This is a genomic window from Pararhizobium sp. PWRC1-1, assembly GCF_049897905.1.
Classification (GTDB): Bacteria; Pseudomonadota; Alphaproteobacteria; order Rhizobiales; family Rhizobiaceae; genus Pararhizobium.
Window position 1 is genome coordinate 79,431 of record NZ_JAFCXE010000025.1, and the last position, 23,457, is coordinate 102,887.

Genomic DNA, 23,457 nt, shown 5'->3' on the forward strand with positions numbered 1-23,457 from the left:
CGAACATTCGGTAACGACGACCTTTGGGCGAGCCCGCAAGTTGGCCGCTCGTTGGCAGTCCAATGAACCATCGTGGAATTTAGACCTCTGCCTTAACGGGGAACCTCGATCGTGCGCGCTTTCACCTGCACGGCGCGTCCGGCACCCCATCCGGCTATACCAGCGCATAACCCCAGCAGGATGAAGAGACCGGCACTGGCAGCAAAACCACCCGTCCAGGAATGGAGAAGGCCAACGATCAACGGCCCGATTGCAGCCAGGAGATAGCCGACGCATTGCGCCATACCCGATAGATGTGCTGCTACATGCGCATCTGGGGACCGTAGCACGATAATCGTCATGGCCACGGCTATGAGGCCACCTTGACCGATGCCCTGCAAGATTGCCCAGATCCAGACCATCGACAATGGGGCGAAAAGCAGACCAAGCAAAGCAATGACCGCTGCGGCAAGCAGCGTCACCACGACCATGCGCTGGTCCCTGCAGCGCACCGCGATATGCGGGATGACGAGGCAGGCGCAGGCCTGGACCATGACCGACACAGAAACGATTGCCCCTGCCGTAATTCCGTCGAGCCCTCGCTCGCGCAGGATTGGCACAAGCCAGCCGAAAACCGAATAGGCAAGCGCTGACTGGAACCCCATGAACAGTGTCACCTGCCAGGCAAGTGGATCACGCAAAAGCCCCTGGACACGAAATCCGGATTGCTTGGGGCGGCGGCTGAGCGAAAGCGTCTGTGGCAGCCACAACAGAAGAACAACGAAAGCAGGCAATGCCCAGGCCCCCAGGGCCGCAGGCGCTGAGCCATTGAGGAGACGTTCTATCGGCAAGGTGAAGCCGGCAGCGGCGGCAGCACCGGCGCAAAGCGCCATTGTGTAGCACCCGGTCATCAAAGCTGCCTTGTCGGGGAAATCGCGCTTGACGAGACCGGGAAGAAGTACGTTGCCGACGGCAATGCAGGCGCCGGCGAGCGCCGTTCCGAGAAAAAGAAGCGGGATGGAATTGAGACTTCGAAGTGCAGTTCCGAGCATCAAAAGAGCAAGGACACCCAGAAGGGTTCGCTCCGTTCCGATCTTCTGCGCCAGCCATGGCGCCAGCGGGGAAAAGGCACCGAGGCAGACGACCGGCAGCGTGGTGAGCAAGCCAATGCCTTCGGCAGACAGACCGAATGTTTGCGCAATTTCCGGAAGCAATGCAGAGGCACTGGAAAAGATCGGGCGGAGATTGAACGCGATCAGAACGAGGCTGGCACCGAGCAGGAAGCGCGCGACTGCACTCGGCGGCGTGATGACGCGCGGTTGCGGCACGCTATCGACCTCGGCGTCGATCAGTTGATCATCGATAGCCTGGAGCGGCCTTGAGGATTCCGGTACGGCAGTCATGAGAGCAGCTCCTGTCGAGTGCGGCCAGTATCGGGGCCATGAAGCGGCGCGTCGCCACATCGGCCTTGTCCGGTGAACCGGAGGCGATGGCGTCGATGATATCCGCATGCGCCTGCATGTCAGGTTCGGGGAGTTGATCGCTCAATGTCGCTTCGATGGTTTCGCGGATGGAGGCGGAGAAAAATTCATAGATCTCGATCATCGCCTGATTGCCTGACGCGGCAACGATAGCCTTGTGGAAGGCGAGGTCACGGATGATGTATTCCTCGCGGTCACCCTCGCCGCTCTGGCCGCGATGTTCAAGAAGTAAACGCAAGCCCAGTACTGCCGCTGGAGCGTGACGGATAGCGGCCATCCGCGCGGCTTCGACCTCCAGTGCACATCGTGCCTCCAACAGGTCGCGCAAGCCGGCACCTCGTGCACGAGAAAAACTTTCGCTGGGGTCGGTCTTTGAGCGAACATATGTACCCGAACCTTGTCGGGTTTCGAGATATCCCCTCGCCACAAGAACGCGCACCGCCTCGCGCACGGTACCGCGGCTCACAGAAAGCAAGGATGACAGCGTCGCCTCATTGGGCAACTGACCCCCGACTGGCCATCGGTCGGAAAGAATTTCCGTTCGGATTGCTTCAACAGCAGTGTCGGCGAGATTGGTTCGGGAAAGCGGTTGCATGAGCCTAATCATCAAGTCATCGGATGACTTGATGATTAGGCTCATCGGTCTGGGGCGTCAAGGCTGTGCAGGGTAGTTGCCAACGGCATCTGAAACACGAACAATTTCAATGAAGAATTTAGGAAGTAAAGAAAATCCTTTGCCATGCGTATCTATTTTACCTCCTGTAGAGCTGTGAAAACACTCTTGTGACGGCGTGAACGCTGCAACGCCGGCACACGAAATTCAAGCCGATTCGCAAAAGTCTTGACAGTACGTGGAGTAGAACATAGCATGAACAACTATGAAAAAGTCGCTGAACGAACGATTGGCCATCCTTTCTGATGCGGCCAAATACGATGCTTCCTGCGCCTCAAGCGGAACAGTGAAGAGAGATTCGTCAAAGTCCGGCGGGCTGGGATCGACAGAAGGATCGGGCATTTGTCACGCCTATGCGCCGGACGGACGCTGCATTTCCCTGCTCAAGATCCTGATGACGAATTTCTGCATTTACGACTGCGCCTATTGCATCAACCGCTCGTCTAGCAATGTCGAGCGGGCGCGGTTCAGTGTCGAGGAAGTCGTCTGGCTGACCTTGGAATTCTACCGGCGCAATTATATCGAGGGCCTGTTCCTCTCGTCCGGGATCATCCGCTCGTCGGACTACACGATGGAGGAAATGGTCCGCATCGCGCGGGAATTGCGCGTCACCCATAATTTCGGCGGCTATATCCATTTGAAGTCCATTCCAGAGGCCTCGCCCCTGTTGATCGAACAGGCTGGGTTTTATGCCGATCGCCTGTCCATCAATATCGAACTGCCCACCGATACAGGACTGACCCGGCTTGCGCCGGAAAAACGGCCGGCCAATATCCGCAAGTCGATGGGCGAGCTCAGGCTGAAGATCGAGGCCGCCAATGATCCGACGCTGCAGACCAAGCGGCGCAAGCGGTTCGTACCTGCCGGCCAAAGCACGCAGATGATCGTCGGCGCAGATCAAGCCAATGACAAGGTGATCCTTGGTACCAGCGCCCGGCTTTACGGTAGCTACGGTCTGCGCCGGGTATATTACTCTGCCTTCAGCCCGATTCCTGACGCCTCGAAAAACCTGCCTTTGATCAAGCCGCCTTTGATGCGCGAGCACCGGCTTTACCAGGCGGACTGGCTCTACCGGTTTTATGGCTTCGGCATCGAGGAAATTACCGAAAACCAGCCGGATGGCATGTTGGACCTGAAGCTTGATCCGAAACTCGCGTGGGCGCTGGTCAACCGCCATCGCTTTCCGGTGAATATCAACACGGCGGAGCGCGAGATGCTATTGCGAGTGCCGGGACTGGGAACGAAGGCGGTCAACGGCATCCTCTCGGCACGCCGCCACCGCCGTTTGCGGCTGGAGGATCTGGCGCGTCTGCATGTGTCGATCAAGAAAGTGCAGTCCTTCGTCGTAACCGAAGGCTGGACGCCGCATCGGCTAATTGATCGTTCCGATCTACGCGCCATGTTCGAACAGAAGCCTGAGCAGCTGGTCCTGTTGTGATGGTGACGGTGTTGCTGGATGGCCGGGGAGATTTGACCGAGTGGCGGGAGGCTGCTCGGTCTCTGCTGCTTGCCCGCACAGAGCCGCGGACGATCGACTGGCGTTGCAGGAGCGACGCGGCAAGCGACCTGTTTGGACCTGCCGTTGAAACGCCGGGTACGACTATAGCCGCTAGTGCGACAGCGCCTACCCTGACGGTTCCGAAGGCATTCCTTTCACTGGCGCAAGCTGTGATTTGCCACAGCGATCCCTTGCGTTTCCAGCTTCTCTACCGCGTTCTCTTTCGGCTGCAGGAGGAGCGCACGCTTTTGGAGGTGCTCTCCGATGCGGATGTGGCGCAGTTGAATGCGATGGAAAAATCCGTGCGGCGTGATTGCCACAAGATGACAGCGTTCGTGCGGTTCAAGGAAGTCGCTGCCGAAGAGGCGCATGCGCGCCGGCGCTTTCTGGCCTGGTTCGAGCCCGATCATCATATCGTCGCGCGCGCGGCACCGTTTTTCCAGCGCCGGTTTACCGACATGGACTGGATCATTGCAACGCCCAAAGGCACGGCGGCCTGGGACGGGGAGGCTTTGACGATTTCGGCGGAGCCGGCGGAAAATCCGATGCTGAGTGATCAAACTGACGCGCTGTGGCGCACCTATTTTTCCAATATTTTCAATCCGGCTCGTCTGAAGGTGAAGATGATGATGACGGAGATGCCGAAGAAATACTGGAAAAACCTACCGGAGGCGGAGCTTATTCCGAGCCTGATTGCCGGTGCCGAGGCGAGCGTCATTGCCATGGCCGAGCGGGCCGCCAGCGAGGCGCCGCTGTTTCACCAACGACTGCAGGCCATCGCCCAGGCGGAACCGGAGATTGTCCGGGCACCGGCGGGAACGCTTGCGGAGCTTCGCCAAGAGGCACGTCATTGCACCCGTTGTGCCCTCCACTGCCGAGCGACGCAAACCGTGTTTGGCGAGGGCCCACAGGATGCCAAGGTTATGATCGTTGGCGAGCAGCCGGGCGACCAGGAAGATCTTGCCGGCAGGCCTTTTGTCGGCCCGGCGGGCGCGGTGTTTAACACGGCCGCTCGGGAAGCCGGGTTGGATCGGAAGGACACCTATGTCACCAATGCGGTCAAGCATTTCAAATACGAATCGCGCGGCAAGCGCCGTATCCATCAGAAGCCCAATGCTGGCGAGGTGCAGCACTGCAAATGGTGGCTGACGCGGGAACTGGCGCTGATAAAGCCGAAGCTGGTGGTGGCAATGGGATCAACAGCGCTGATGGCCCTGACGGATGGCAGGCAGCGGCTATCTGACCTGCGCGGTCAGATCGTGCAAATCGGCGGCGGACAGTCTTTGCTCGTTACTGTCCATCCATCCTATCTTCTGCGCATTCCGGACGAGGGAAAACGGCTGGAGGAAACGACGCGGTTTCGTTTGGACATTGCCCGCGCTGTCAAATTCGGGTGAATGGCGAGCTCATACGCCTTAGCCGATTCAAGGGACTCCGCCGCTCACCCGCTTGCCGGCCTCAAGATCGCATTGATAGCCTGCTGAAGACGCTCGCCGTTGACCGGTTTGTTGAGCAGGCGATGACCACTGTCTGAAATCCGCTTCAAGACCGGGGGTGATGTATCACCAGTCAAGATGATCGATGGAAGATCATGCTTCAGATAGGACTGCAAGTCACCGACGGCGTCCAGACCGGTGGTGGTGTTTCCCAGCCGGTAGTCTGCAACGATCAGATCGATGCCATGCTTGTCCTCGCCTGCTGTTTCCCTCAGCACCTCAATGACGTCCTTTACCGACCGTCCCGCAAAAACCGTATAGCCCAGCACCGTAAGCAGCTGGCACATGGCGTCGAGCACATCGGGTTCGTCGTCGACGGCTGCCCTTCATGCGCTCAGGCGTGGTGATGTTTATGTGGCGGACGATGTGCGGTTCGCAGTCCACCAGGAAGGCGTGGCAACCGGTTCCCCTGAGCCAAGGCCTGCGATTGCCTCTCCCGTCGATCTCACCCGTCGCGAGTGGCAAATGCTGGCTCTCATCCCGCATGGCGTCACCACCCGCGATATCGCCGAACGCCTTGGTATCAGTCCTCTCACTGCCCGCAAGCATCGTGAAAACCTGATGCGAAAACTCGATCTGCACAGCGGAGCTGAACTGACGGCCTACGCCATTCGTCTCGGCCTGCCTGCAGGCTAAAGGATTACGTTCGTTGGAGGCCGTTCATATTTGACGCGCCTTTTTGCATTGTGGGGCTGGTTGCGGCCGTTCGTCAGACGCTTTTGTTGGCAAAAGCAATGCCGAGGCCAATGAGAATCGATCCGCACGCTTTCGGGACGAGCCAGCGTGCCCCACCACCCGTGACACGCCCAAGCGCAAGAGATGACGTTCTTCAGGCTATCAAATATGAAGGCCCGGGTAGGCTCCAAGCAGCAGTGCCAAACCCTGCCCTTCAGAGCAACCGCCCTATATTTTCAGATCCGCCGCACCCGTATCTATATGCGGAGCCCAGAAGGCGATGCTTTCGCCAATCGCCGGGATAACGTTGCGGTCGTCAGGTTCGCGTTCCTTGAACGATAGTTCGAGGCAGATTTCATTGTCCATCGCCCCCCCCTTCTGGAAAGCTGCCAGCAACGGTTCGGGCTGGACCCGCCCGGTGGCATTGTGTTCGGCGGTGAAGGGACGGTGACCGCCCTTGTCCATCTTGCTCTGCTTGATATGGATGATCGGCGAGACCTTCGGCACTGCCCGTGCCCACGCATAGGGGTCGGTGTCGTCCGGGTCTGGTGAGGTGACATCGCCGTGATCGATATCGGCCATCATCCACATCGGGATTGCCATATCGGCTGCCGTCAGCCTGTCCTGGAGGGCCAGGCATTCTTGAATGGTATGGCCAAACTCCCGCCCCACCGACATCGGCTCCCAGAACACGTAATCCAGCCCGGCCGACTTGCCATGCTCGGCCACTTCCGCCCAGCAATCGATGGCGATCTGGGTGAGGTCTTCACGGCGTTGCGGATCATCGAAATCGGCAAAGGTGAAGATGGCGAATTGTGTACCAACTGACTTGGCCCCGAGGTCAGCGGAGATGTCGGCGAAGGTCTTGAACCAGTCGACATAATAGCGGCGCACATCGCGATCGGGATGGCCGAAATGGTTGAGCCGCCCATAGGGGCCGGTCATGCCGGACGTAACGCGCACGCCGGTTCGATCGAGAGCGGCGCGGAAACTGCGTGTCACACGGCGGATCACCGGTGCAGGCCATGATGGATTGATGAATTCATGGGTCAGTTGGAGATCGCGGATCTTCAGGTCACGCGCAACGGTCTCGATAAGGTCGTCGGCGGCTGCGAAACGGTTGACCAGAGGATTGGTATTCAGCGAGAGGGTCAAGGACATGGCGGCTTCTCAGGTTAAGATTGCAGACGATGACGACGTGGGACGTACGCGGTTACCCGGAGGCCAGAGCGCTTTGCGCACTGTCCGCCTCAAACCAGGCGCCAAAGGCTGCCTTCTCGCTTTGACTCAAATGCAGTCCCTGTTTTGTCCGGCGCTGGAGAATATCTTCGACCGTCATCGCCCATTCGTGCGCCATCAGATACCGCACTTCGGCCTCGTACAAATGCGCGCCGAAATGCCGGCCAAGACCGTTCAGCGCGGTTGCGCTGCCGATGATCTTATCGATTCGCGAGCCATACAGGCGGCCATAATGATGGATGAGGGCTCGGGGCATCCAGGGATGGGCGCGGCGCAGGTCTTCCGTGAACTGGATGAAATCGGCGTTCTCGATTTCGCCGCCGGGCAGGATCGATTGCCGCGTCCAGTTTCCGCCCATGGTCGGGAAGAATTTGGCGATTCTTTCAATCGCATGCTCGGAAAGCTTACGGAAGGTGGTGATCTTGCCGCCGAACACGCTCAGAAGCGGCGCGCCGTCGGTTTCATCGAGATCGAACGTATAATCGCGTGTCACCGCAGACGGGTTGCCCTGACCATCGTCGAACAGCGGCCGGACGCCCGAGAAGGTTTCAAGCACGTCCTCGCGCCGCAGCGTTTCCTTGAAGTAGCGGTTAACGGCAGCCAACAGGTATTCGACTTCGGTTTCCTCGGCCTCCACCTCTTCGGGCGCGCCATCATAGGGAATGTCGGTGGTACCGATCAGGGCTTTGTCACCTTCATAAGGGTTGATGAAGATGACCCGTTTATCGTGGTTCTGCACCAGGTAGGCATGCTGCCCTTCCCAGAATTTTGGCACGATGATGTGGCTGCCTTTGACGAGGCGCACATTGCGGCGGCTGTTTGAACCGGCGACGCGACCGACGATATCGTTGACCCAGGGGCCACCTGCATTGACGACGACGCGGGCGCGCACCGTGCGCATTTCCCCAGTCCGCTCGTCGCGCATCTGGATGGTCCAGCCGCCATTCTCGCGCCGTGCACTGGTACAGGCCGTGCGCGTCAGGATCTCGGCACCTTTTTCGGCAGCGCCCACGGCGTTAAGGACAACAAGGCGGGCATCGTCCACCCAGCAATCGGAATATTCGAAGCCCTTGACGTATTTGTCCATGATCGGTGCACCCTCGGGATCGCGGCGCAGATCCAGCGATCGGGTGCCCGGGAGCTTCTTTCGGCCACCGAGGTGATCATAGAGAAACAGGCCAAGCCGTACCAGCCAGGCCGGACGATCGTCGGGACTGTGCGGCAGGACGAAGCGCATCGGCCAGATGATGTGGCTTGCAGAGTTCAGAAGCACTTCGCGTTCGATCAAGGCCTCACGCACGAGACGGAACTCGTAATATTCAAGATAGCGCAGGCCGCCATGGACAAGCTTGCCCGATCGGGACGATGTCCCCTGCGCGAGATCGTCCTTTTCGCACAGGATAACCGATAGACCCCGGCCCGCTGCATCGCGCGCGATACCCGCGCCGTTGATGCCGCCCCCGATAATGAACAGGTCGATCATCCGGGAATCATTCATGTCACTCTCCTTTGGCAAGGCCAATCGTGATGGATGCGCTGTACTAGTCTTCCGTCTGGCAGCGCTTCATTGTCGTCATTTCGTCGCGTGCTGCGCACGCTCGGCCATCATGTCCCACACCGGCTCAAGCGCGCGGCGGGCGTTCAGGTAGGCCGGGAACATTCGGGAATAGGTTTGCACCAGAGCGCTATCGGGTGCCTCAGCGGGGCTCAACAGTGGCGTCACCCATTCGGCGATGCAGGCATGCATATCCTCGTACACACCGATGGCGACGGCTGCGATCATGGCAGCACCCGCAGCACCTGCCTCCTCACGCGACGAGACACGGGTTGGCGATCCGACAGCGGCGGCGATGACCGAGCGCAGTGCCCGTGAGCGTGCGGCCCCGCCCGTCATCCGCAGTTCGGCCGGCATCCCCCCCATCGCCGCATAACAATCGCGCGTACCCATTCCCAGCCCTTCGATCACCGCCCTCAGAAGATCGGGATACCGGTGTCCGCTGCTCAGGCCGATGAACCCGGCGCGGGCATCCGGGTTGACGAACGGCCCGCGTTCTCCGGCTTCCGAAATATAGGGATGATAGAGGATCGCACCGGGCTGGCTTGCCGCAAGCCAGCCTTCGATCCGTCCTACCAGCTCGGCATGAGAAACCTGATGCGCCACTTCGCTCATCAGGTCGCCGGCCATCCGTAGCGCCCAGTCGATGTTGAGCGTCGCCGCCATGTTTGATTGCGCCGGGGCGACGATGCCCGGTATTGGCAGGACCACCATATAGCCCGTCCCTTCGGCATTCAGGACGACGTCATCGACCGCCATCGCGCGCATGTGCATGCCGGTGGAGCCGATCGTCGAACAGGCCGAAGCCCTACCCTCCGTAATGATGCCGGCACCGAGCGCGGTGCAGGCAAAATCGACATAACCGAGGCTCACCGGCGTCCCCTCCAGAAGCCCGGTCTGCATCGCTGCAGCCGAGGAGAGCGGATGGCTGACCTGGGTTCCGTCGATGATCTCCGGCAATAGCCGGCGCTTTGCGGTAAGGCCAAGGATAGCGATGACGGTGTCGTCATATTGGCGCGTGCGAAAATTGCCGAACGTGAAACTTGCCTCCGACGGATCGGTGGCGCGCACGCTGGTCAGGTTCAGGTAAAGCCAGTCCTTGCAGTGAAGAGCAATGTCGGCCAGCTCGAGTAGTTGCGGGCTTTGGTACGTCATATGCGCGAGCTGAGCCCCTTGCTGGCAGGTGGAAAGCCCGGTCCCGGTCGCTTCAAAGCGGGCGCGATCCTCTGCAGAGGCACAGAGTTTACGCACGGTCGGTGCTGCGCGCGCATCGAGCCAAAGCCAGGCGTCCGCTACCGGCGCGTCATCCTTGCCCACAAGCCAGGTGCCGTCTCCCTGCCCGGTGACGCCGAGTGCGGCCGTGCGCTGCGCAAGGCCTTCGACCTTGGTGCCGAGATCGCGGATCGTCCGGGCGCAATCGTCCCATGTCTGTGCCAGCGACTGAAATGCCGCGCCATCCTCACCGGTCGTATAGGTGTTCGGCACGGAAGCTGCAGCAATCTGTCGGCCCGTCAGATCAAACGCGACTGCCTTGATCACCGAGGTTCCAGCGTCGATGCCGATCAGGATATCTTTCCCGGCATGGGGCATCAGGGTCTCCAATTCGTTAACGACTTCAGGACGCATCGTGGACAAGTGCAGACGCTGTCTGTTCGTCGATGATCAGCCCGCTGAGACAGCCGCTCAACAATGCCGAGCGTATTGCCGGGATTTTGCCCGGCCCCCCGGCGATCGCGACAATGCGGCGTGCTTTCATGCTTTCCAGACTTGGCGACAGGGTCCGTTCACCCAACGTCGTCTCGACCGGCTTGCCATCCGCATCGAAGAAATGACCGAGCATCTCGCCGACGCCGCCGTGATCGCGCACGTCCTGCATCTCCGGCACTTCGATCATCTGCGAAACGACGAGTTGCGAATCGAGTTCTGCCGTGCCGATACCAATCAGCATCAGATCGGCGCGAGCGGCCAGGTCGAAGACGTGACGCACGCCACGCTGAGACAGGAGCACCTCCCGATCCTCGATCGAGTTGGCAAAGAACGGCACCGGCATGACATAGGACACCGCGCCGGTTTTTTCGGCCAAGCGATGCATGACGTCGTGGGGGTTTGCAGCGTAATTGCGCGTCAAGCCGCCAAGAAGGGAAACAAACCGCACATCTCCGGCGTCCACATTTGGCATCGCAGCGATCGCCGCAGCCAATGTGCGGCCGTTGCCGATGCCGATCACCTGGCCCTGCAGATTTTTGATTTCACGTTGCAGGAATTCGGCGCCGGCAACGCCGAGCGCACGCATCAGCAGGCTCTTGTCATAAAGGTCCGGCAAGACTTCGCAGTAATCCAGCCCGTAGAGATCGGCGATCTTGGTTTCGATTGCCACGCACTCGGTCACGTCTCCATGGATGGAGAACTTTACCACCCCATTCTGGTTTGCCCACATGATCAAGCGGTGCGCCTTTACGTTCGGTATGCCAAGGCGGGCGGCAACCTCCGCCTGCGTCAAACCGCCGACGTAATGGAGCCATGCTGCGCGGACGGCCAGACTGTCGTCGCGGTCGCGAGTTGTAACCGTTCGCACCATCTCTCCTCCCTTACGGCTCATTGCAAAATGTAATTAATTTCACCTATTGCATTTTTTTACACAAAGCGTAGTCTAAGTCAACAAGATCACACCGTATCGCTTGATTATCACACCTCGATTTTCAAGTGAATTATTGAAAAGAAAGGGCTTTCCGCCCAGCGGTTCCGGCCTCAAGCCCGCCGCCGCGTTGATGAAAAGGCATTCCCTCGATGATTTTTGGGCGATTTCGTCTGATGAAGAGATTGGGCTTTCTCGAACTCCCAATCTGGAATGATAAAATGTATCACATAAGTCCTTTATGTTAACATTGATAACGTTGACATAGGAAAAAACGTACCACATGATTGCGGTCGATATAACGCCTGACGACCTCCGCACTCCGCGGATGAAGTGACACCGGAATGAATTGCGTGGGTGGGGGGATATCGCCGCACGCAGGAGAAAAGGAGGAGTAAATCATGCTGAACACCACCATCCGGTCACTCAATGCGCAGCATCTTATGGCCCGTCCGGCAATCGGCGCGGCTTGCGCTTGCTCTTTCCTGAACCAACTCTTTAGCCGCCACGCGCTGCACCAAGCCGAACCCCGCTATTGATCCAACACCAAGTACAGGTCGCCACGATATGAGTTCACAATCCTACATCGCAAAGAAGGGCCGCAACCAGTCGAACACGGGTCGGATCGTGGCCTCGGCTGCCGTGCTGATCGTCCTTGCCGCTATGGCGCTTGATACCAAGGTTATCAGAATCGGCTCCAGCGATGACGTGAAGGCCGGGGTGTTTTCCGCTGCCGATTACGGCGCGACGGAATTCCCGAAGGTAAAGGCCGGTGTTGAAGAGCGCGCGGTCGATGCTGCAACGCTGGCTGCCGCCATCGCCAGCGACCGGCCGGCCGCCGAGAAGACATACGGCGTTTCTGCAGGCACCGGCGCTGTGATGTCCGTCAAGCTGACCGGCGTTTTCGGCGAAGCCAAATCGGGCATCTACGACGTCAAGGTCGAAGGCATCCCCGATACGGTGCGCGTCCGCGTCCAAACCGGACCGGCAATCAATGGAACGGAACTGCGCGATGCCACGGGCACGATCGCGTTCGGCCAATTTACCAACCAGATCGAATATCAGGATGCGGGTTCCGCTCTCAATAACCAGCTGAAGAAAGACGTTCTTGCCGAGATCGACACAAGCCAGCTGACCGGCAAGACGGTATCGATCATTGGTGCGTTCAAACTGATCAATCCGAAAAACTGGCTGATCACGCCGGTAAGGCTGGACGTGCAATGAAGGCTTTAGCTGCAACGCTTCCGGCGTCCGACGACGCCGTCCTGTCCGCGCGGAACATTGCCAAGTCCTATGGCAATGTCCATGCGCTCAAAGGCGTCAACTTCGATATCCACCGCGGCAAGGTCACGACCCTGTTTGGAGAGAACGGTGCCGGCAAATCGACGCTGATGAAGATACTGTCCGGCGTGGTGACGCCGACGTCGGGTGATATCGTCCTTGACGGCGAAGTCGTGCAGTTCTTGTCCGCTTCCGATGCCCGTGATTGCGGTATCTCGATCATCCACCAGGAACTTAGCCTGGCGCCCAATCTCAGCGTCCGCGACAATATCTTCATGGGCCGCGAGATCCGCACGGCAACCGGTGTGGATTTTGCCGAAGAAGCGCGACAGGCAAGAGCCCTGATGGCCGATCTCGAGGAAGACATCGACCCGATGACCCTTGTCGAGGACCTGCGGTTGGGGCAGCAGCAGATCGTCGAGATTGCGCGCGCTCTATCGGTTGACTCCCGCATTCTGATCATGGACGAGCCGACATCGGCGCTGAGTGCGACGGAAGTCGAAGTGCTGTTCAAGGTGATCCGTGACCTGACGAGCCGGGGCGTCTCGATCGTTTATATATCCCATCACCTGGAAGAAGCGCTGCAGATTACCGATTACGCCGTCGTGCTGCGCGATGGCGCCATGACGGCCAATGCCGAGGCAAAAGACATCGACCTGGAGTGGATCGTCCGCAACATGGTCGGCGAGAATTTCGACCTCGGTTCCCCGCCAACAGGCTACGCATTCGGCGAGACTGCCTTGTCGATCGAGAATGTCAGCGTCGACGACGCTTCGGGATCCGGCTATTTGGTCGTTGATCACCTGTCGCTTGAGGTCAAAGCCGGCGAGATCGTCTGCATCTATGGACTGATGGGGGCGGGCCGCACAGAACTGCTGGAAGCGGTTGCCGGACGGATGCCGCTAAGCGGCGGCCGTGTGATCGTCGAAGGCGACGATATCACGCGCCTGAGCATTGCGCAGCGCATCGACAGGGGCCTGGTGCTCGTCCCGGAAGATCGGCAGCGGGACGGCCTGGTTCAGACGATGTCGGTTGGCCAGAACCTGTCGCTTGCCAGCATTGCAAGCTTTACCAGGCGCATGCTGATGTCGCGCTCTGGCGAACAAGCCGTCGTCAACGAGGCGATCAGCAAGGTCCATATCAAGACCGATGGCGGAAGTGCTGCGATCGGCTCGCTGTCGGGTGGCAACCAGCAGAAAGTCGTCATCGGCAAGATGCTGGCGACCAATCCCCGTGTCATCCTTCTCGACGAGCCAAGCCGCGGCATCGACATCGGCGCAAAAGCCGAGGTGTTCCGCCTGCTCAGCGAACGGGCAGCCAAGGGCCTCGCCGTTGTTTTCTCCACGTCCGAAGTCGCCGAATGCCTCAGCATTGCGCACCGGGTTGTGGTGATGCGGCGCGGCAAGATTTCAGCGCAGTTCGGCGCCAATGTTTCAAAAGAAGAGATCATGGCCGCCTCGGGCGAAGCCGTGCATGTCTGATTACCGAGTTTAATGGAGCCCTGACTATGGCCAGTTCAGTCACTACCCCACCTCGTTCAGGTCTTTTCCGCGATGGCTTCGACCTGGGCAGACTGCTGCTTGAAGGGCGGGCATTTTTCGCGCTGATCGCCATCATCGTCGTCTTCTCGTTCCTGTCGCCCTATTATTTTTCGGTCAGCAACTTTCTGATCATGTCGTCGCACGTGGCGATCTACGGGATTCTCGCGATCGGCATGCTGCTCGTCATCCTGAATGGCGGCATCGACCTGTCGGTCGGCTCGACGCTTGGACTTGCAGGCGTCGTTGCAGGGTTCCTAATGCAGGGCGTAACGCTTAACGCGCTTGGTGTCGTTCTCTACCCACCGATCTGGGTCGTCGTCTTGCTCGTCTGCGCGCTCGGCGCCTTCGTCGGCATGATCAATGGCATTCTTGTCGCCCGCTTCAAAGTGCCGGCGTTCGTTGCAACGCTGGGCGTGATGTATGTGGCGCGCGGCTTTGCGCTTTTGATGACCAATGGCCTGACCTACAACAATCTTGGCGGCAAGGCGGAGTTGGGCAATACCGGCTTTGACTGGCTTGGCTTCAATCGCCTCGCCGGCATTCCGATCGGCGTCGTCGTTCTGGTCATCCTGGCGCTCATCGGCAGTCTCGTGCTCAACCGCTCGGCTTTCGGCCGCTGGCTGTATTCCACGGGCGGCAATGAACGGGCAGCAGAACTCAGCGGCGTTCCGGTCAAGAAGGTTCAGGTGGCCGTCTACATGCTGTCCGGGATCTGCGCAGCTATTGCCGGCCTCATCCTATCCTCGCAGCTGACCTCGGCCGGCCCGACGGCCGGCACATCCTACGAGCTGACGGCCATCGCCGCCGTGGTCATCGGGGGCGCCGCATTGACGGGCGGCCGCGGCAATATCCGCGGAACTTTGCTGGGCGCCTTTGTCATCGGCTTCCTGTCCGATGGCTTGGTGATCATCGGCATTTCCTCCTACTGGCAGACGGTCTTCACCGGCGCGGTCATCGTGCTCGCGGTGCTGCTCAATGCCGTTCAGTATCGCCGCCGCGTCAAGAAGACGACCGAGACCGACGGCCCATCCGCTTCTCTGCAACCGACCGGCAAAGGCCAGACCGCCAATGCCACTCACGGGAAGACTGCCAGCTGACTGGCATACGACCAACAATCAAGGGAGAGAGTAAAATGTTGAAACTGACAAAGAGAATGCTGCTGGCCAGCTTCATTCTGGCTGCGCCGGTCATGGCGCTGTCGGCAACGGCTGCGTCGGCCGAAGGCCTGATTTCGATCATCGTCAACGACCCGTCGAACCCTTATTGGTTCACGGAAGGCGAAGTGGCTGCTGCGAAGGCCAAGGAGCTTGGCTACACCGCAACGGTTGGTGCCTCCAAGGGCGACACGAACACCGAGAGCAACCTGATCGACACCGCGATCACCAACAAATCGGTCGCAATCATCCTCGATCCGGCCAACGCTGATGGTTCCATCGGCGCCGTGAAGAAGGCCATTGCTGCCAACATTCCGGTTTTCCTCGTTAATGCCGAGATCAACCAGGAAGGTCTGGCCAAGGCACAGCTCGTTTCCAACAACGCGCAGGGTGCAGCACTCGGTGCCCAGCAGTGGGTCCAGAGCATCGGCGAAAAGGGAAAATACGTCGAGCTTTTCGGCGCGCCTTCGGATAACAATGCGGCCACCCGGTCGAACGGTTACGAAACCGTTCTCAGTCAGTATCCTGACCTGGAAAAGGTCGGTTCGCAGGTTGCCAACTGGGACCGTACACAAGGTCACGACAAGATGCAGAGCCTGCTCCAGGCCAATCCTGACGTCATCGGCCTGATCAGCGGCAATGACGAAATGGCGCTCGGTGCGATCGCTGCACTGAAGGAAGCCGGCAAGCTTGCCAACATCAAGGTCGGCGGCTTCGACGGCTCCCCGGACGCAGTAGCAGCCATCAAGGCTGGCGAACTGGAATATACCGTCCTTCAGCCAGTCGCCATCTTCTCGGCCGAAGCCGTCAAACAGGCTGATTCTTTCATCAAGACGGGCAAGACCGGCGCTGCGACTGAAAAGCAGCTGTTCGATTGCCTGCTGATCACCAAGGACAATGTTGACAAGTACACAGCTCCGTTCACGCTGTCCGAGTAACAATACCCGAGGGCGCCTCCGGGCGCCCTCAACCTCGACTTTCGATCGATGGCGTCCCGGAAAAACTTCCGAAGCCCTACGCGCGCGCAACTCCGCTATCATGTGCGCATTCCGTTTTGGATACCGCTCGTGGTATCTCTTTCCTCAGATATGGGTTCTACCGCCCCCAGAGCCGCACTGCGTTTTCGGACGCGCGCTTGCGGCCAAAGAAGGCCAGCAAAACTCTGAAAAATCCCCCTCACAAATATAACGGCCATTGACGTTAATTTCACACTGAAATACGATATCATCACAATATGGTATCGTCTTCTGTGATGATGACGGTATCTTGAGGTCCGATCAACGACGAGGAAAACCATGGCGAGCCTGCTGGGGATCGACAACGGACTGACTGTGACGAAGGCTGTCATCTTTGATGCGGACGGGACGCAGCTTTCAGTCGCGCGGCGGCGCGTGCCGCAATCCATGCCCCAGGCCCGCTTCGTCGAGCGCGACATGGCGGGACTTTGGAGCGCTACGGCCGAGGCGATCCGCGAGGCGATTACCCTGTGCGGCAGGCCCGCATCAGATATCAAGGCGGTCGCGGCGACCGCCCACGGCGACGGCCTCTACCTGCTCGGTGAAGACAAGCGGCCTCTGGGTCCTGGCATTCTTTCACTCGACAGCCGCGCTGGCGCAGTTATCGACAAGTGGTCCGAGAGTGCAGTATTCAGCCAGGCGATGGCTTTGACCGGCCAGATTCCACACGTATCCGCTCCCTCCGCCCTACTCGCCTGGATCAAGCAGCATGAGCCAGATCGTTACGAGCGCATCCGCCATGTGCTTGGCTGCAAGGACTGGCTGCGCTTCTGTCTCACGGGCACGATCGGAACCGATCGGACCGAAGCAAGCACGTCTTTTACCGATGTCCACACCCAGGCCTTTTCGCCGGAAGCAATGCGTCTCTTTGACCTCCAAGACGTGTTCGATGCACTGCCGCGGATGGCGCACTCCGCCGACGTCGCCGGTTATGTGACGTCCGATGCCGCCGTGCTGACAGGGCTTGTGGTCGGCACTCCGGTTGCGTTCGGCCTGCATGACGTCACCGCTTCTGCGCTCGGCATCGGCGGCCATGCCGATGATATCGTCAGCATCGTCGCAGGCACCTATTCGATCAACCAGGTTGTCTCCGCTGATGTGCGCGTCGATCCCCGCTGGTTCTGCCGCAATGCCATTGATGCAGGGCGATGGAACAACATGGCGATCTCGCCCGCTTCAGCCGCAAACTACGACTGGTTTCTCGACACGTTGTGCCGCAGGGACCAGGACGCAGCAGCCGAAAGCGGCACGTCGATCCATGAGACGCTGGCGCACGAGATCGACGCCGCCCTGCAAAGACCATCGACCATCTTCTTTCATCCCTATCTCTTCGGCTCGCCCCATGGGAATGTCGCCAGCGGCAGTTTTCTTGGGCTGCATGGCTGGCACGATCGCGGCGACATGCTGAAAGCCGTGCTCGAAGGGATCGCCTTCAATCATCGAACCCATGTCGATGCGCTGCGCGACGGCTTTGCCTTCAAGGAGGTGCGCCTTACCGGTGGTGCATCGCGCAACCCTGCCTTTTCGCAAATGTTCGCCGATATCCTCGACATGCCGGTAACCGTGACCTCGACTGACGAGGCGGCGGCATTTGGCGCGGCCTTGTGCGCTGGCGCAGCCGTCGGCCTGTTCGCCTCGGTCCACGACGATCCTCGTGACCTCGACGCGACCGGACACAGATACCAGCCCGATCGGGCCCGCAGCGCAGAATTGAACCGGCGCTTCTCGCTCTACTGCCGCATTGCTGAAACACTGAAGCCGGTTTGGCCCGATATCGAACAGTTAGCAGAGAAAACCGAGGGGGATGGCGCATGATCAAGGCAGACGAGCGGCGGGAGGAAATCGCCAACTATGTCATCAAGCTCGGCCAGGTGCGGCTTGACGATCTGGCTGAGCATTTCGGCGTATCGCGCATGACCATCCACCGCCACATCGACCATCTGGCGCAGCAAGGGGTCTTGCGCAAGCTGCATGGGGCCGTGACCGCGCAGCCATCCGGCGTCTACGAAAGCGCCTTTCGTTACCGCATGACGGTGGGGACCTCCGAAAAGAATGCCCTGGCGCGCGCTGCTCTCGATTATATTGAAGCCGGTCAGGTGGTGATGCTGGATGATTCGACTACGACCTGCGCCATTGCGCCGCTATTGCTGGATATCAAGCCGCTGACGGTGATCAGCAACAGTCTGTCGACAGCCGCTCTGTTGACTGCTGCCGACGATATCGACTTCATCTGCCTTGGTGGCCAGTACCACCGGACATACAATGCCTATATTGGCATCGTCTGCGAAAACGCCGTTTCCAGACTGCGCGCCAATGTCCTCTTCTGCTCGGTCTCCGCCATCACTGGCACAACCACCTATATCCAGGATCCACAGGTGGTGCGCGTCAAGCAGGCGATGATGGCAGCGTCCAACCAGCGCATTCTGCTTGTCGACCATTTCAAGTTCAACAACGTCGCTCTCCATGCCCTGGACGAACTGCCTGCATTCGACACTGTTTTGGTGACCGACGGCATCAGCGACGCTCAAGCGCAAAAACTCGAACAGGCGGGCGTGCGCCTGCGCGTCGTCAGGACAGCCTCGGCATGAACCAACTGCAAAAAGAAACATCCCTGCACCCGGCCGATCGCGTGACGACGTTAGGAAATGAAGAGGATTTCGATGTCGTCATTTTCGGCGCCGGCATCAATGGCGCCGGCCTGTTCCGCGATCTTTGCGCGCAGGGATTGAGATGCCTTATCATAGACAAAGGAGATTTTGGTTCCGGCACCAGCGCTGCCCCTTCGCGGCTGATCCATGGTGGCCTCAAATACCTCGAAACGGGTGAATTCGGTCTCGTCGCCCAATCGACGCTGGAGCGTAACCTGCTCCTGAAGAACGCGCCCCATTATGTCAGCCCGCTGCCGACGTTGATTCCGATCTTTTCGTGGTTCAACGGCATAACCGCTGCTCTGCGGACGCTGTTCGGCTCGACCAGCGCACCGCGCAGCCGTGGCGCTGTCCTCATAAAAATCGGATTGGCACTCTACGATTTCTACGGATCGCGCGACCGGGTCATGCCGCGCCACCGCTTGGTCGGGCGCAACCGCGCGCTAAAAGAGATGCCTGTCCTGACCAATTCGATCGTTGCTGCCGGCACCTATTACGATGCGAAAATCAGCCATCCCGAACGGCTGGTCCTTGAACTAATCGTGGACGGCCTGACCGCCAGCAATATTGCGGCGGCGGCCAACTACACCACGATGAGTTCGGCCTCGAACGGCCTTCTCACCTTCCAGACTCAGAAGGGCGGCACGTTTTCGGTGCGGCCAAAGCTGGTCGTCAACGGCGCTGGCCCCTGGATCGATCATGTTAACGCCTCGCTCGGCGCGCCCTCCAAAATGATCGGCGGCACCAAGGGCTCGCATATTCTGCTCAAGAACGACGAACTGGTGGACAGCCTTGCCGGCCGCATGGTCTATTTCGAGGCCGATGACGGGCGTATCTGCCTGGTATTTGATTACCTCGGCCGCGCCCTCGTCGGATCGACCGATACGAAGGCCGACAATCCGGATACGGTTCGCTGCGAACAGGACGAAGTCGATTATTTGCTGGCAAGCGTTAGCGCGCTGATGCCGGGAGTGCGTGTCGAGCGCGGCCAGATCGTCTATGCCTATAGTGGCATCCGGCCCCTGCCCGCGTCGGACGCGTCCGTCGCCGGCCTGATCAGCCGCGATCACTCAGCGCCGGTAACCGAGCCGGATCAAACACGCCCTTTTGCGATCATCTCGCTGATCGGCGGCAAGTGGACCACCTTCCGCGGCTTTGCCGAAGAAGTTGCCGACACGGTGCTCAAGCGCCTGGGACGCAACCGATCCGTCAGCACGCGCTCGATGCCGATCGGCGGCGGCAGAAATTTCCCGGCAAACGCAAACGAGCGTTTGAAATGGCTGAACGAAGCGTCGGTCGCGTCCGGCGTTGACCTCCAGCGGATTGACACACTTCTAGCCCGTTACGGGACCCGGGCGTTGCAGGTCGCATTGCACGAAAGCGCTTGGAGCAATACCGAACGCCTGCCGGGCTCGCATGACTACAGCCTGGCGGAAATCGACTACATCGTCCGCAACGAGTTTGTCGAACATTTGGCGGATGTGGTGATGCGCCGCACGACACTTGCCGTCACTGGTTCCTTGACGATCAAGGACCTGCAGGCGATTGCCTCCGTCGCTGGCCGCGCGCATGGATGGGGTCCCGAGCGCATGGACGAGGAAATCGGGGCGACTGCCACACAACTAAAAGTCAGAAACCTGATGTCTCTCTGAAAAGGGATAGGGGCGTTAGAAAGCCAGTCTGCCAAAGGCGGCAATTCGCGGTGCGAGCTTATGATGCAAGCAGATGCCGCCTCCCGTCAGTGATAGGCGGGGCGCCACCAGCGCTTGCTTCCGAAAAGCCGACCGATCCCGACATATTCACCTGGCAACGATAAAAGATCGTTAGACGGGACCATGGTGATGTCGGCCGCAGCCAGCCGGAGCGTAACGTCCTGCATATTGCTTGTTGGTTCGATCTGCAAGATTTCGGCGGGGACCCCGTCATCGCTCTAACGGAGATGACGGCCCTGCGTACCTTGGCGGGTTGACGCAGGGCAGCGGCAGTGCGTTATCATCCGAAGGCCAGACTAACTCACCCGCCAGTGGAGTTCGCTAATCTATTCGAAAAGAACGACAAAACAATAAGATAACAATGAAATTATATGACCGTATAATTTCTGTTGCCCGAAACGTCGGTACAGGTATTCTCTCGTTACTGCGCGCACGGCGCGTTCAACCGAAGACGAATGGATCACTGCCGGCCATGACTAGAAATCCCCACTATGATGTGCTGTTCGAACCGGTCCGGATCGGTCCGCTCACGGCCCGCAATCGCTTTTACCAGGTTCCGCACTGTTCCGGCATGGGCTATCGATATCCAAATGCCGAAGCCCATATGCGCGGCATCAAGGCGGAGGGCGGCTGGGCCGTCATCTCCACCCAGGAGGCAGAAATTCATCCAACGTCCGACCTGACGCCGGCCAACGAGGCCCGCTTATGGGATGACCGCGATATCGGCGCGTTGTCGCTGGTTGCCGAAAAAATCCACGAGCATGGCAGCCTCGCGGCCATCCAGTTGGTGCACAACGGCATTCATGTGGCAAACCGGTTCAGCCGGATGATCCCTCTTGGTCCCTCGCATGTGGTCGGCGACGGTTTGGACCCCGTTCAGGCGCGGGGGATGGACAAGTCGGATATCGCCGACATGCGCCGCTGGTATCGCAACGCTGCGCTGCGGGCGCGTCAGGCAGGTTTCGATATTATCTATGTCTATGCCGGTCACGACATGAGCGTGATCCAGCATTTCCTGTCAGAGCGGCACAATCACCGTACCGACGAATATGGCGGCTCTTTCGAAAACCGCCTGCGCTTGTTTCGCGAAATCCTCGGCGAGGTCAAGGATGCTATCGGCGATACCTGCGCCACCGCCGTCCGCCTGGCAGTCGACGAGTTGCTCGGCCCGTCCGGCATCACATGCGACGGTGAGGGCCGCGAGATCATCGAGGCTCTCGCCGAAGTGCCCGATCTGTGGGACGTCAACCTGTCGAACTGGTCGAACGACAGCCAGACGGCAAGATTTTCCGAAGAAGGTTTTCAGGAGCCCTATATCCGTTTCGTCAAATCCGTCACGACGAAGCCGGTTGTCGGCGTCGGCCGCTATACCTCACCGGACAGCATGGTGCGGGTGATCCGTCAGGGCATCATGGACTTCATCGGCGCAGCCCGCCCCTCCATCGCTGATCCCTTTCTGCCGAAGAAAATCGAAGAAGGCCGCATCGACGATATTCGCGAATGCATTGGCTGCAACATTTGTACATCGGGCGACAACACTTCGGTTCCCATGCGCTGTACGCAGAACCCCACAGTTGGCGAGGAGTGGCGCAAGGGCTGGCATCCCGAGAGGATAACGCGGTCAGAACACGCCGGGGCGGCGCTGGTCATCGGCGGCGGTCCGGCAGGGCTTGAGGCCACCCGTGCGTTGGCGCAGCGTGGTGTCGAGGTGACGCTGGCGGAGGCTGGTCGCGAATGGGGTGGCCGGATCAGTCGGGAATCAAGGCTTCCGGGGCTTGCGACATGGGCGCGTGTTCGGGACTGGCGCCTTGGGCAATTGGCAGCCTATGCGAATGCACAGATGTATCTGCAGAGCCCGCTCACAGCCGACGACGTGCTGCAATACGGAATTTCTCACGTTGCCATCGCTACCGGTTCGCGCTGGCGCGCCGATGGCGTCGGGCGAACGCACTGTTTGCCTCTGGACTTTTTGCAGGCGGGCGTTACCGTCTCTCCGGATGCCTTGCTTAGCGGTGGGGTAAAGGCTGTCTCGGTCGATGGACCGGTCGTGATTTTTGACGATGACTGTTTCTACATGGGTAGCGTGCTGGCCGAATTGCTGGCAACGTCGGGGCGGAAAGTGACGTTCGTGACGCCGGAGGCTCAGGTGTCCCCGTGGAGCAATCACACATTGGAACAGGCTAGAATCCAGCGACGGCTGATCGATCTGGACGTGACCATCATCACCGCCCACTGTCTTTCCGGCCGCACGGCCGAAAGTCTCGAAGTAGCCTGCATCTACAGTGAAAAGACCCGGTCATTCGACTGCGCTGCCCTCGTCCCTGTCACAGCCCGCCTGCCCGATGAAAGCCTCTGGCTGGATCTGACCGCCCGCCGCAGCGAATGGGCGGATGCGGCCATCCAGTCTGTCACCCGCATCGGCGACTGTCTGGCGCCGGGGCTGATCGCGGCGGCGAACTATTCAGGCCATCAATATGCGCGGGAGTTTGGAACGGTGCCGTCGAGAGATGCAGTGCCGTTCCTGCGTGAGGACATTGCGATGATCCGGTCAACCATTGCGGCCGGGGCCACTTAGGCATGGTTCGTTTCCGGGCCGTCGCTGCACGGCCCGGAAAGTGACTGGACTAATGCGGCGGCTCACAGCGCTTTTTCAAGCTCCGGCAGGATCGTGAAGAGATCACCGACGAGGCCGTAGTCGGCGACCTGGAAGATCGGGGCTTCCTCGTCCTTGTTGATGGCGACGATGACCTTCGAATCCTTCATGCCGGCCAGATGCTGGATGGCACCGGAAATGCCGACGGCGATATAGAGCTGCGGCGCAACCACCTTGCCGGTCTGGCCGACCTGCCAGTCGTTCGGGGCATAGCCCGCATC

The 23,457-nt window shown here is 59.5% G+C and carries 20 protein-coding genes; 12 read left to right on the forward strand and 8 right to left on the reverse strand.

Annotation, left to right across the window (positions count from 1 at the left end):
• Positions 1 to 92: 92 nt before the first annotated feature.
• The gene (locus ACP7E0_RS28785) at positions 93 to 1,382 is read right to left on the reverse strand and encodes a CynX/NimT family MFS transporter (protein ID WP_426130019.1); all 1,290 of its coding nucleotides are present in this window, start codon (positions 1,380 to 1,382) and stop codon (positions 93 to 95) included.
• Positions 1,336 to 2,055 carry a FadR/GntR family transcriptional regulator gene (locus tag ACP7E0_RS28790; RefSeq protein WP_426130069.1) on the reverse strand — a complete coding sequence of 240 codons (720 nt, stop codon included), beginning with the start codon at positions 2,053 to 2,055 and terminating at the stop codon, positions 1,336 to 1,338. The genes ACP7E0_RS28785 and ACP7E0_RS28790 overlap by 47 nt, the downstream gene beginning before the upstream one ends.
• 283 nt (positions 2,056 to 2,338) lie before the next feature.
• On the opposite strand from ACP7E0_RS28790, the gene ACP7E0_RS28795 reads away from it, so the two are divergent.
• Both ACP7E0_RS28795 and ACP7E0_RS28800 read left to right on the forward strand, forming a co-directional pair.
• Positions 2,339 to 3,571 carry a putative DNA modification/repair radical SAM protein gene (locus ACP7E0_RS28795; RefSeq protein ID WP_426130021.1) on the forward strand — a complete coding sequence of 411 codons (1,233 nt, stop codon included), beginning with the start codon at positions 2,339 to 2,341 and terminating at the stop codon, positions 3,569 to 3,571.
• On the forward strand, positions 3,571 to 5,028 hold the full coding sequence (locus tag ACP7E0_RS28800; protein ID WP_426130023.1) for a UdgX family uracil-DNA binding protein: 1,458 nt from the start codon (positions 3,571 to 3,573) through the stop codon (positions 5,026 to 5,028). Before ACP7E0_RS28795 ends, ACP7E0_RS28800 begins: the two co-directional genes overlap by 1 nt.
• Before the next feature lie 44 nt (positions 5,029 to 5,072).
• On the opposite strand, the gene ACP7E0_RS28805 is transcribed toward ACP7E0_RS28800, so the two are convergent.
• Positions 5,073 to 5,426 carry a response regulator gene (locus ACP7E0_RS28805; RefSeq protein WP_426130025.1) on the reverse strand — a complete coding sequence of 118 codons (354 nt, stop codon included), beginning with the start codon at positions 5,424 to 5,426 and terminating at the stop codon, positions 5,073 to 5,075.
• On the opposite strand from ACP7E0_RS28805, the gene ACP7E0_RS28810 reads away from it, so the two are divergent.
• Positions 5,413 to 5,763, forward strand: a complete 351-nt coding sequence (locus ACP7E0_RS28810; RefSeq protein WP_426130027.1) for a LuxR C-terminal-related transcriptional regulator — start codon at positions 5,413 to 5,415, stop codon at positions 5,761 to 5,763. The two genes, ACP7E0_RS28805 and ACP7E0_RS28810, sit on opposite strands and share 14 nt — an antisense overlap.
• 267 nt (positions 5,764 to 6,030) lie before the next feature.
• Here the strand turns inward: ACP7E0_RS28810 and ACP7E0_RS28815 are convergent, their stop codons facing one another.
• The 4 genes from ACP7E0_RS28815 to ACP7E0_RS28830 form a co-directional block, all read right to left on the reverse strand.
• The gene (locus ACP7E0_RS28815; RefSeq protein ID WP_426130029.1) at positions 6,031 to 6,963 is read right to left on the reverse strand and encodes a sugar phosphate isomerase/epimerase family protein; all 933 of its coding nucleotides are present in this window, start codon (positions 6,961 to 6,963) and stop codon (positions 6,031 to 6,033) included.
• Positions 6,964 to 7,015: 52 nt separating this feature from the next.
• The gene (locus ACP7E0_RS28820; RefSeq protein ID WP_426130031.1) at positions 7,016 to 8,539 is read right to left on the reverse strand and encodes a glycerol-3-phosphate dehydrogenase; all 1,524 of its coding nucleotides are present in this window, start codon (positions 8,537 to 8,539) and stop codon (positions 7,016 to 7,018) included.
• Between the two features lie 75 nt (positions 8,540 to 8,614).
• Positions 8,615 to 10,186: an FGGY-family carbohydrate kinase gene (locus tag ACP7E0_RS28825; RefSeq protein ID WP_426130033.1), complete on the reverse strand. Its 1,572-nt coding sequence runs from the start codon at positions 10,184 to 10,186 to the stop codon at positions 8,615 to 8,617.
• Between the two features lie 25 nt (positions 10,187 to 10,211).
• Positions 10,212 to 11,174, reverse strand: coding sequence for a sugar-binding transcriptional regulator (locus ACP7E0_RS28830; protein WP_426130035.1), 963 nt, complete (start codon positions 11,172 to 11,174; stop codon positions 10,212 to 10,214).
• 458 nt (positions 11,175 to 11,632) lie between these two features.
• Here ACP7E0_RS28830 and ACP7E0_RS28835 point away from each other — a divergent pair, with 458 nt between their 5' ends.
• From ACP7E0_RS28835 to ACP7E0_RS28875, 9 genes are all read left to right on the forward strand, one after another.
• Positions 11,633 to 11,770: a hypothetical protein gene (locus tag ACP7E0_RS28835; protein WP_426130037.1), complete on the forward strand. Its 138-nt coding sequence runs from the start codon at positions 11,633 to 11,635 to the stop codon at positions 11,768 to 11,770.
• Between the two features lie 28 nt (positions 11,771 to 11,798).
• Positions 11,799 to 12,455, forward strand: coding sequence for a DUF2291 family protein (locus ACP7E0_RS28840; RefSeq protein ID WP_426130039.1), 657 nt, complete (start codon positions 11,799 to 11,801; stop codon positions 12,453 to 12,455).
• Positions 12,452 to 13,993 carry a sugar ABC transporter ATP-binding protein gene (locus ACP7E0_RS28845; protein ID WP_426130041.1) on the forward strand — a complete coding sequence of 514 codons (1,542 nt, stop codon included), beginning with the start codon at positions 12,452 to 12,454 and terminating at the stop codon, positions 13,991 to 13,993. Before ACP7E0_RS28840 ends, ACP7E0_RS28845 begins: the two co-directional genes overlap by 4 nt.
• A 26-nt stretch (positions 13,994 to 14,019) precedes the next feature.
• Positions 14,020 to 15,150, forward strand: coding sequence for an ABC transporter permease (locus tag ACP7E0_RS28850; protein ID WP_426130043.1), 1,131 nt, complete (start codon positions 14,020 to 14,022; stop codon positions 15,148 to 15,150).
• Between the two features lie 35 nt (positions 15,151 to 15,185).
• Positions 15,186 to 16,145 (forward strand): D-ribose ABC transporter substrate-binding protein, encoded by a 960-nt coding sequence (locus ACP7E0_RS28855; RefSeq protein ID WP_426130044.1) that lies wholly within the window; start codon positions 15,186 to 15,188, stop codon positions 16,143 to 16,145.
• Between the two features lie 357 nt (positions 16,146 to 16,502).
• Positions 16,503 to 18,038 carry an FGGY-family carbohydrate kinase gene (locus tag ACP7E0_RS28860; RefSeq protein WP_426130046.1) on the forward strand — a complete coding sequence of 512 codons (1,536 nt, stop codon included), beginning with the start codon at positions 16,503 to 16,505 and terminating at the stop codon, positions 18,036 to 18,038.
• Complete coding sequence (locus tag ACP7E0_RS28865; RefSeq protein WP_426130047.1) at positions 18,035 to 18,811, forward strand: DeoR/GlpR family DNA-binding transcription regulator; 777 nt, start codon at positions 18,035 to 18,037, stop codon at positions 18,809 to 18,811. The genes ACP7E0_RS28860 and ACP7E0_RS28865 overlap by 4 nt, the downstream gene beginning before the upstream one ends.
• Entirely contained in the window at positions 18,808 to 20,523 is a 1,716-nt protein-coding gene (locus ACP7E0_RS28870) for a glycerol-3-phosphate dehydrogenase/oxidase (protein ID WP_426130048.1), read from the forward strand. The genes ACP7E0_RS28865 and ACP7E0_RS28870 overlap by 4 nt, the downstream gene beginning before the upstream one ends.
• Before the next feature lie 532 nt (positions 20,524 to 21,055).
• Positions 21,056 to 23,158 (forward strand): NAD(P)-binding protein, encoded by a 2,103-nt coding sequence (locus tag ACP7E0_RS28875; RefSeq protein ID WP_426130050.1) that lies wholly within the window; start codon positions 21,056 to 21,058, stop codon positions 23,156 to 23,158.
• Between the two features lie 62 nt (positions 23,159 to 23,220).
• On the opposite strand, the gene ACP7E0_RS28880 is transcribed toward ACP7E0_RS28875, so the two are convergent.
• Positions 23,221 to 23,457 (reverse strand): electron transfer flavoprotein subunit alpha/FixB family protein (locus ACP7E0_RS28880; protein ID WP_426130051.1); only part of this gene is annotated, 237 nt, incomplete at its 5' end.

Coding starts and splice junctions, on each gene's coding strand:
- ACP7E0_RS28845 (WP_426130041.1), top strand. CDS start 12,452: ATGAAGGCTTTAGCTGCAACGCTTCCGGCGTCCGACGACGCCGTCCTG.
- ACP7E0_RS28825 (WP_426130033.1), bottom strand. CDS start 10,186: ATGCCCCATGCCGGGAAAGATATCCTGATCGGCATCGACGCTGGAACC.
- ACP7E0_RS28865 (WP_426130047.1), top strand. CDS start 18,035: ATGATCAAGGCAGACGAGCGGCGGGAGGAAATCGCCAACTATGTCATC.
- ACP7E0_RS28790 (WP_426130069.1), bottom strand. CDS start 2,055: ATGCAACCGCTTTCCCGAACCAATCTCGCCGACACTGCTGTTGAAGCA.
- ACP7E0_RS28875 (WP_426130050.1), top strand. CDS start 21,056: ATGACTAGAAATCCCCACTATGATGTGCTGTTCGAACCGGTCCGGATC.
- ACP7E0_RS28855 (WP_426130044.1), top strand. CDS start 15,186: ATGTTGAAACTGACAAAGAGAATGCTGCTGGCCAGCTTCATTCTGGCT.
- ACP7E0_RS28830 (WP_426130035.1), bottom strand. CDS start 11,174: ATGGTGCGAACGGTTACAACTCGCGACCGCGACGACAGTCTGGCCGTC.
- ACP7E0_RS28800 (WP_426130023.1), top strand. CDS start 3,571: ATGGTGACGGTGTTGCTGGATGGCCGGGGAGATTTGACCGAGTGGCGG.
- ACP7E0_RS28815 (WP_426130029.1), bottom strand. CDS start 6,963: ATGTCCTTGACCCTCTCGCTGAATACCAATCCTCTGGTCAACCGTTTC.
- ACP7E0_RS28810 (WP_426130027.1), top strand. CDS start 5,413: ATGGCGTCGAGCACATCGGGTTCGTCGTCGACGGCTGCCCTTCATGCG.
- ACP7E0_RS28860 (WP_426130046.1), top strand. CDS start 16,503: ATGGCGAGCCTGCTGGGGATCGACAACGGACTGACTGTGACGAAGGCT.
- ACP7E0_RS28795 (WP_426130021.1), top strand. CDS start 2,339: ATGAAAAAGTCGCTGAACGAACGATTGGCCATCCTTTCTGATGCGGCC.
- ACP7E0_RS28870 (WP_426130048.1), top strand. CDS start 18,808: ATGAACCAACTGCAAAAAGAAACATCCCTGCACCCGGCCGATCGCGTG.
- ACP7E0_RS28850 (WP_426130043.1), top strand. CDS start 14,020: ATGGCCAGTTCAGTCACTACCCCACCTCGTTCAGGTCTTTTCCGCGAT.
- ACP7E0_RS28835 (WP_426130037.1), top strand. CDS start 11,633: ATGCTGAACACCACCATCCGGTCACTCAATGCGCAGCATCTTATGGCC.
- ACP7E0_RS28840 (WP_426130039.1), top strand. CDS start 11,799: ATGAGTTCACAATCCTACATCGCAAAGAAGGGCCGCAACCAGTCGAAC.
- ACP7E0_RS28820 (WP_426130031.1), bottom strand. CDS start 8,539: ATGAATGATTCCCGGATGATCGACCTGTTCATTATCGGGGGCGGCATC.
- ACP7E0_RS28785 (WP_426130019.1), bottom strand. CDS start 1,382: ATGACTGCCGTACCGGAATCCTCAAGGCCGCTCCAGGCTATCGATGAT.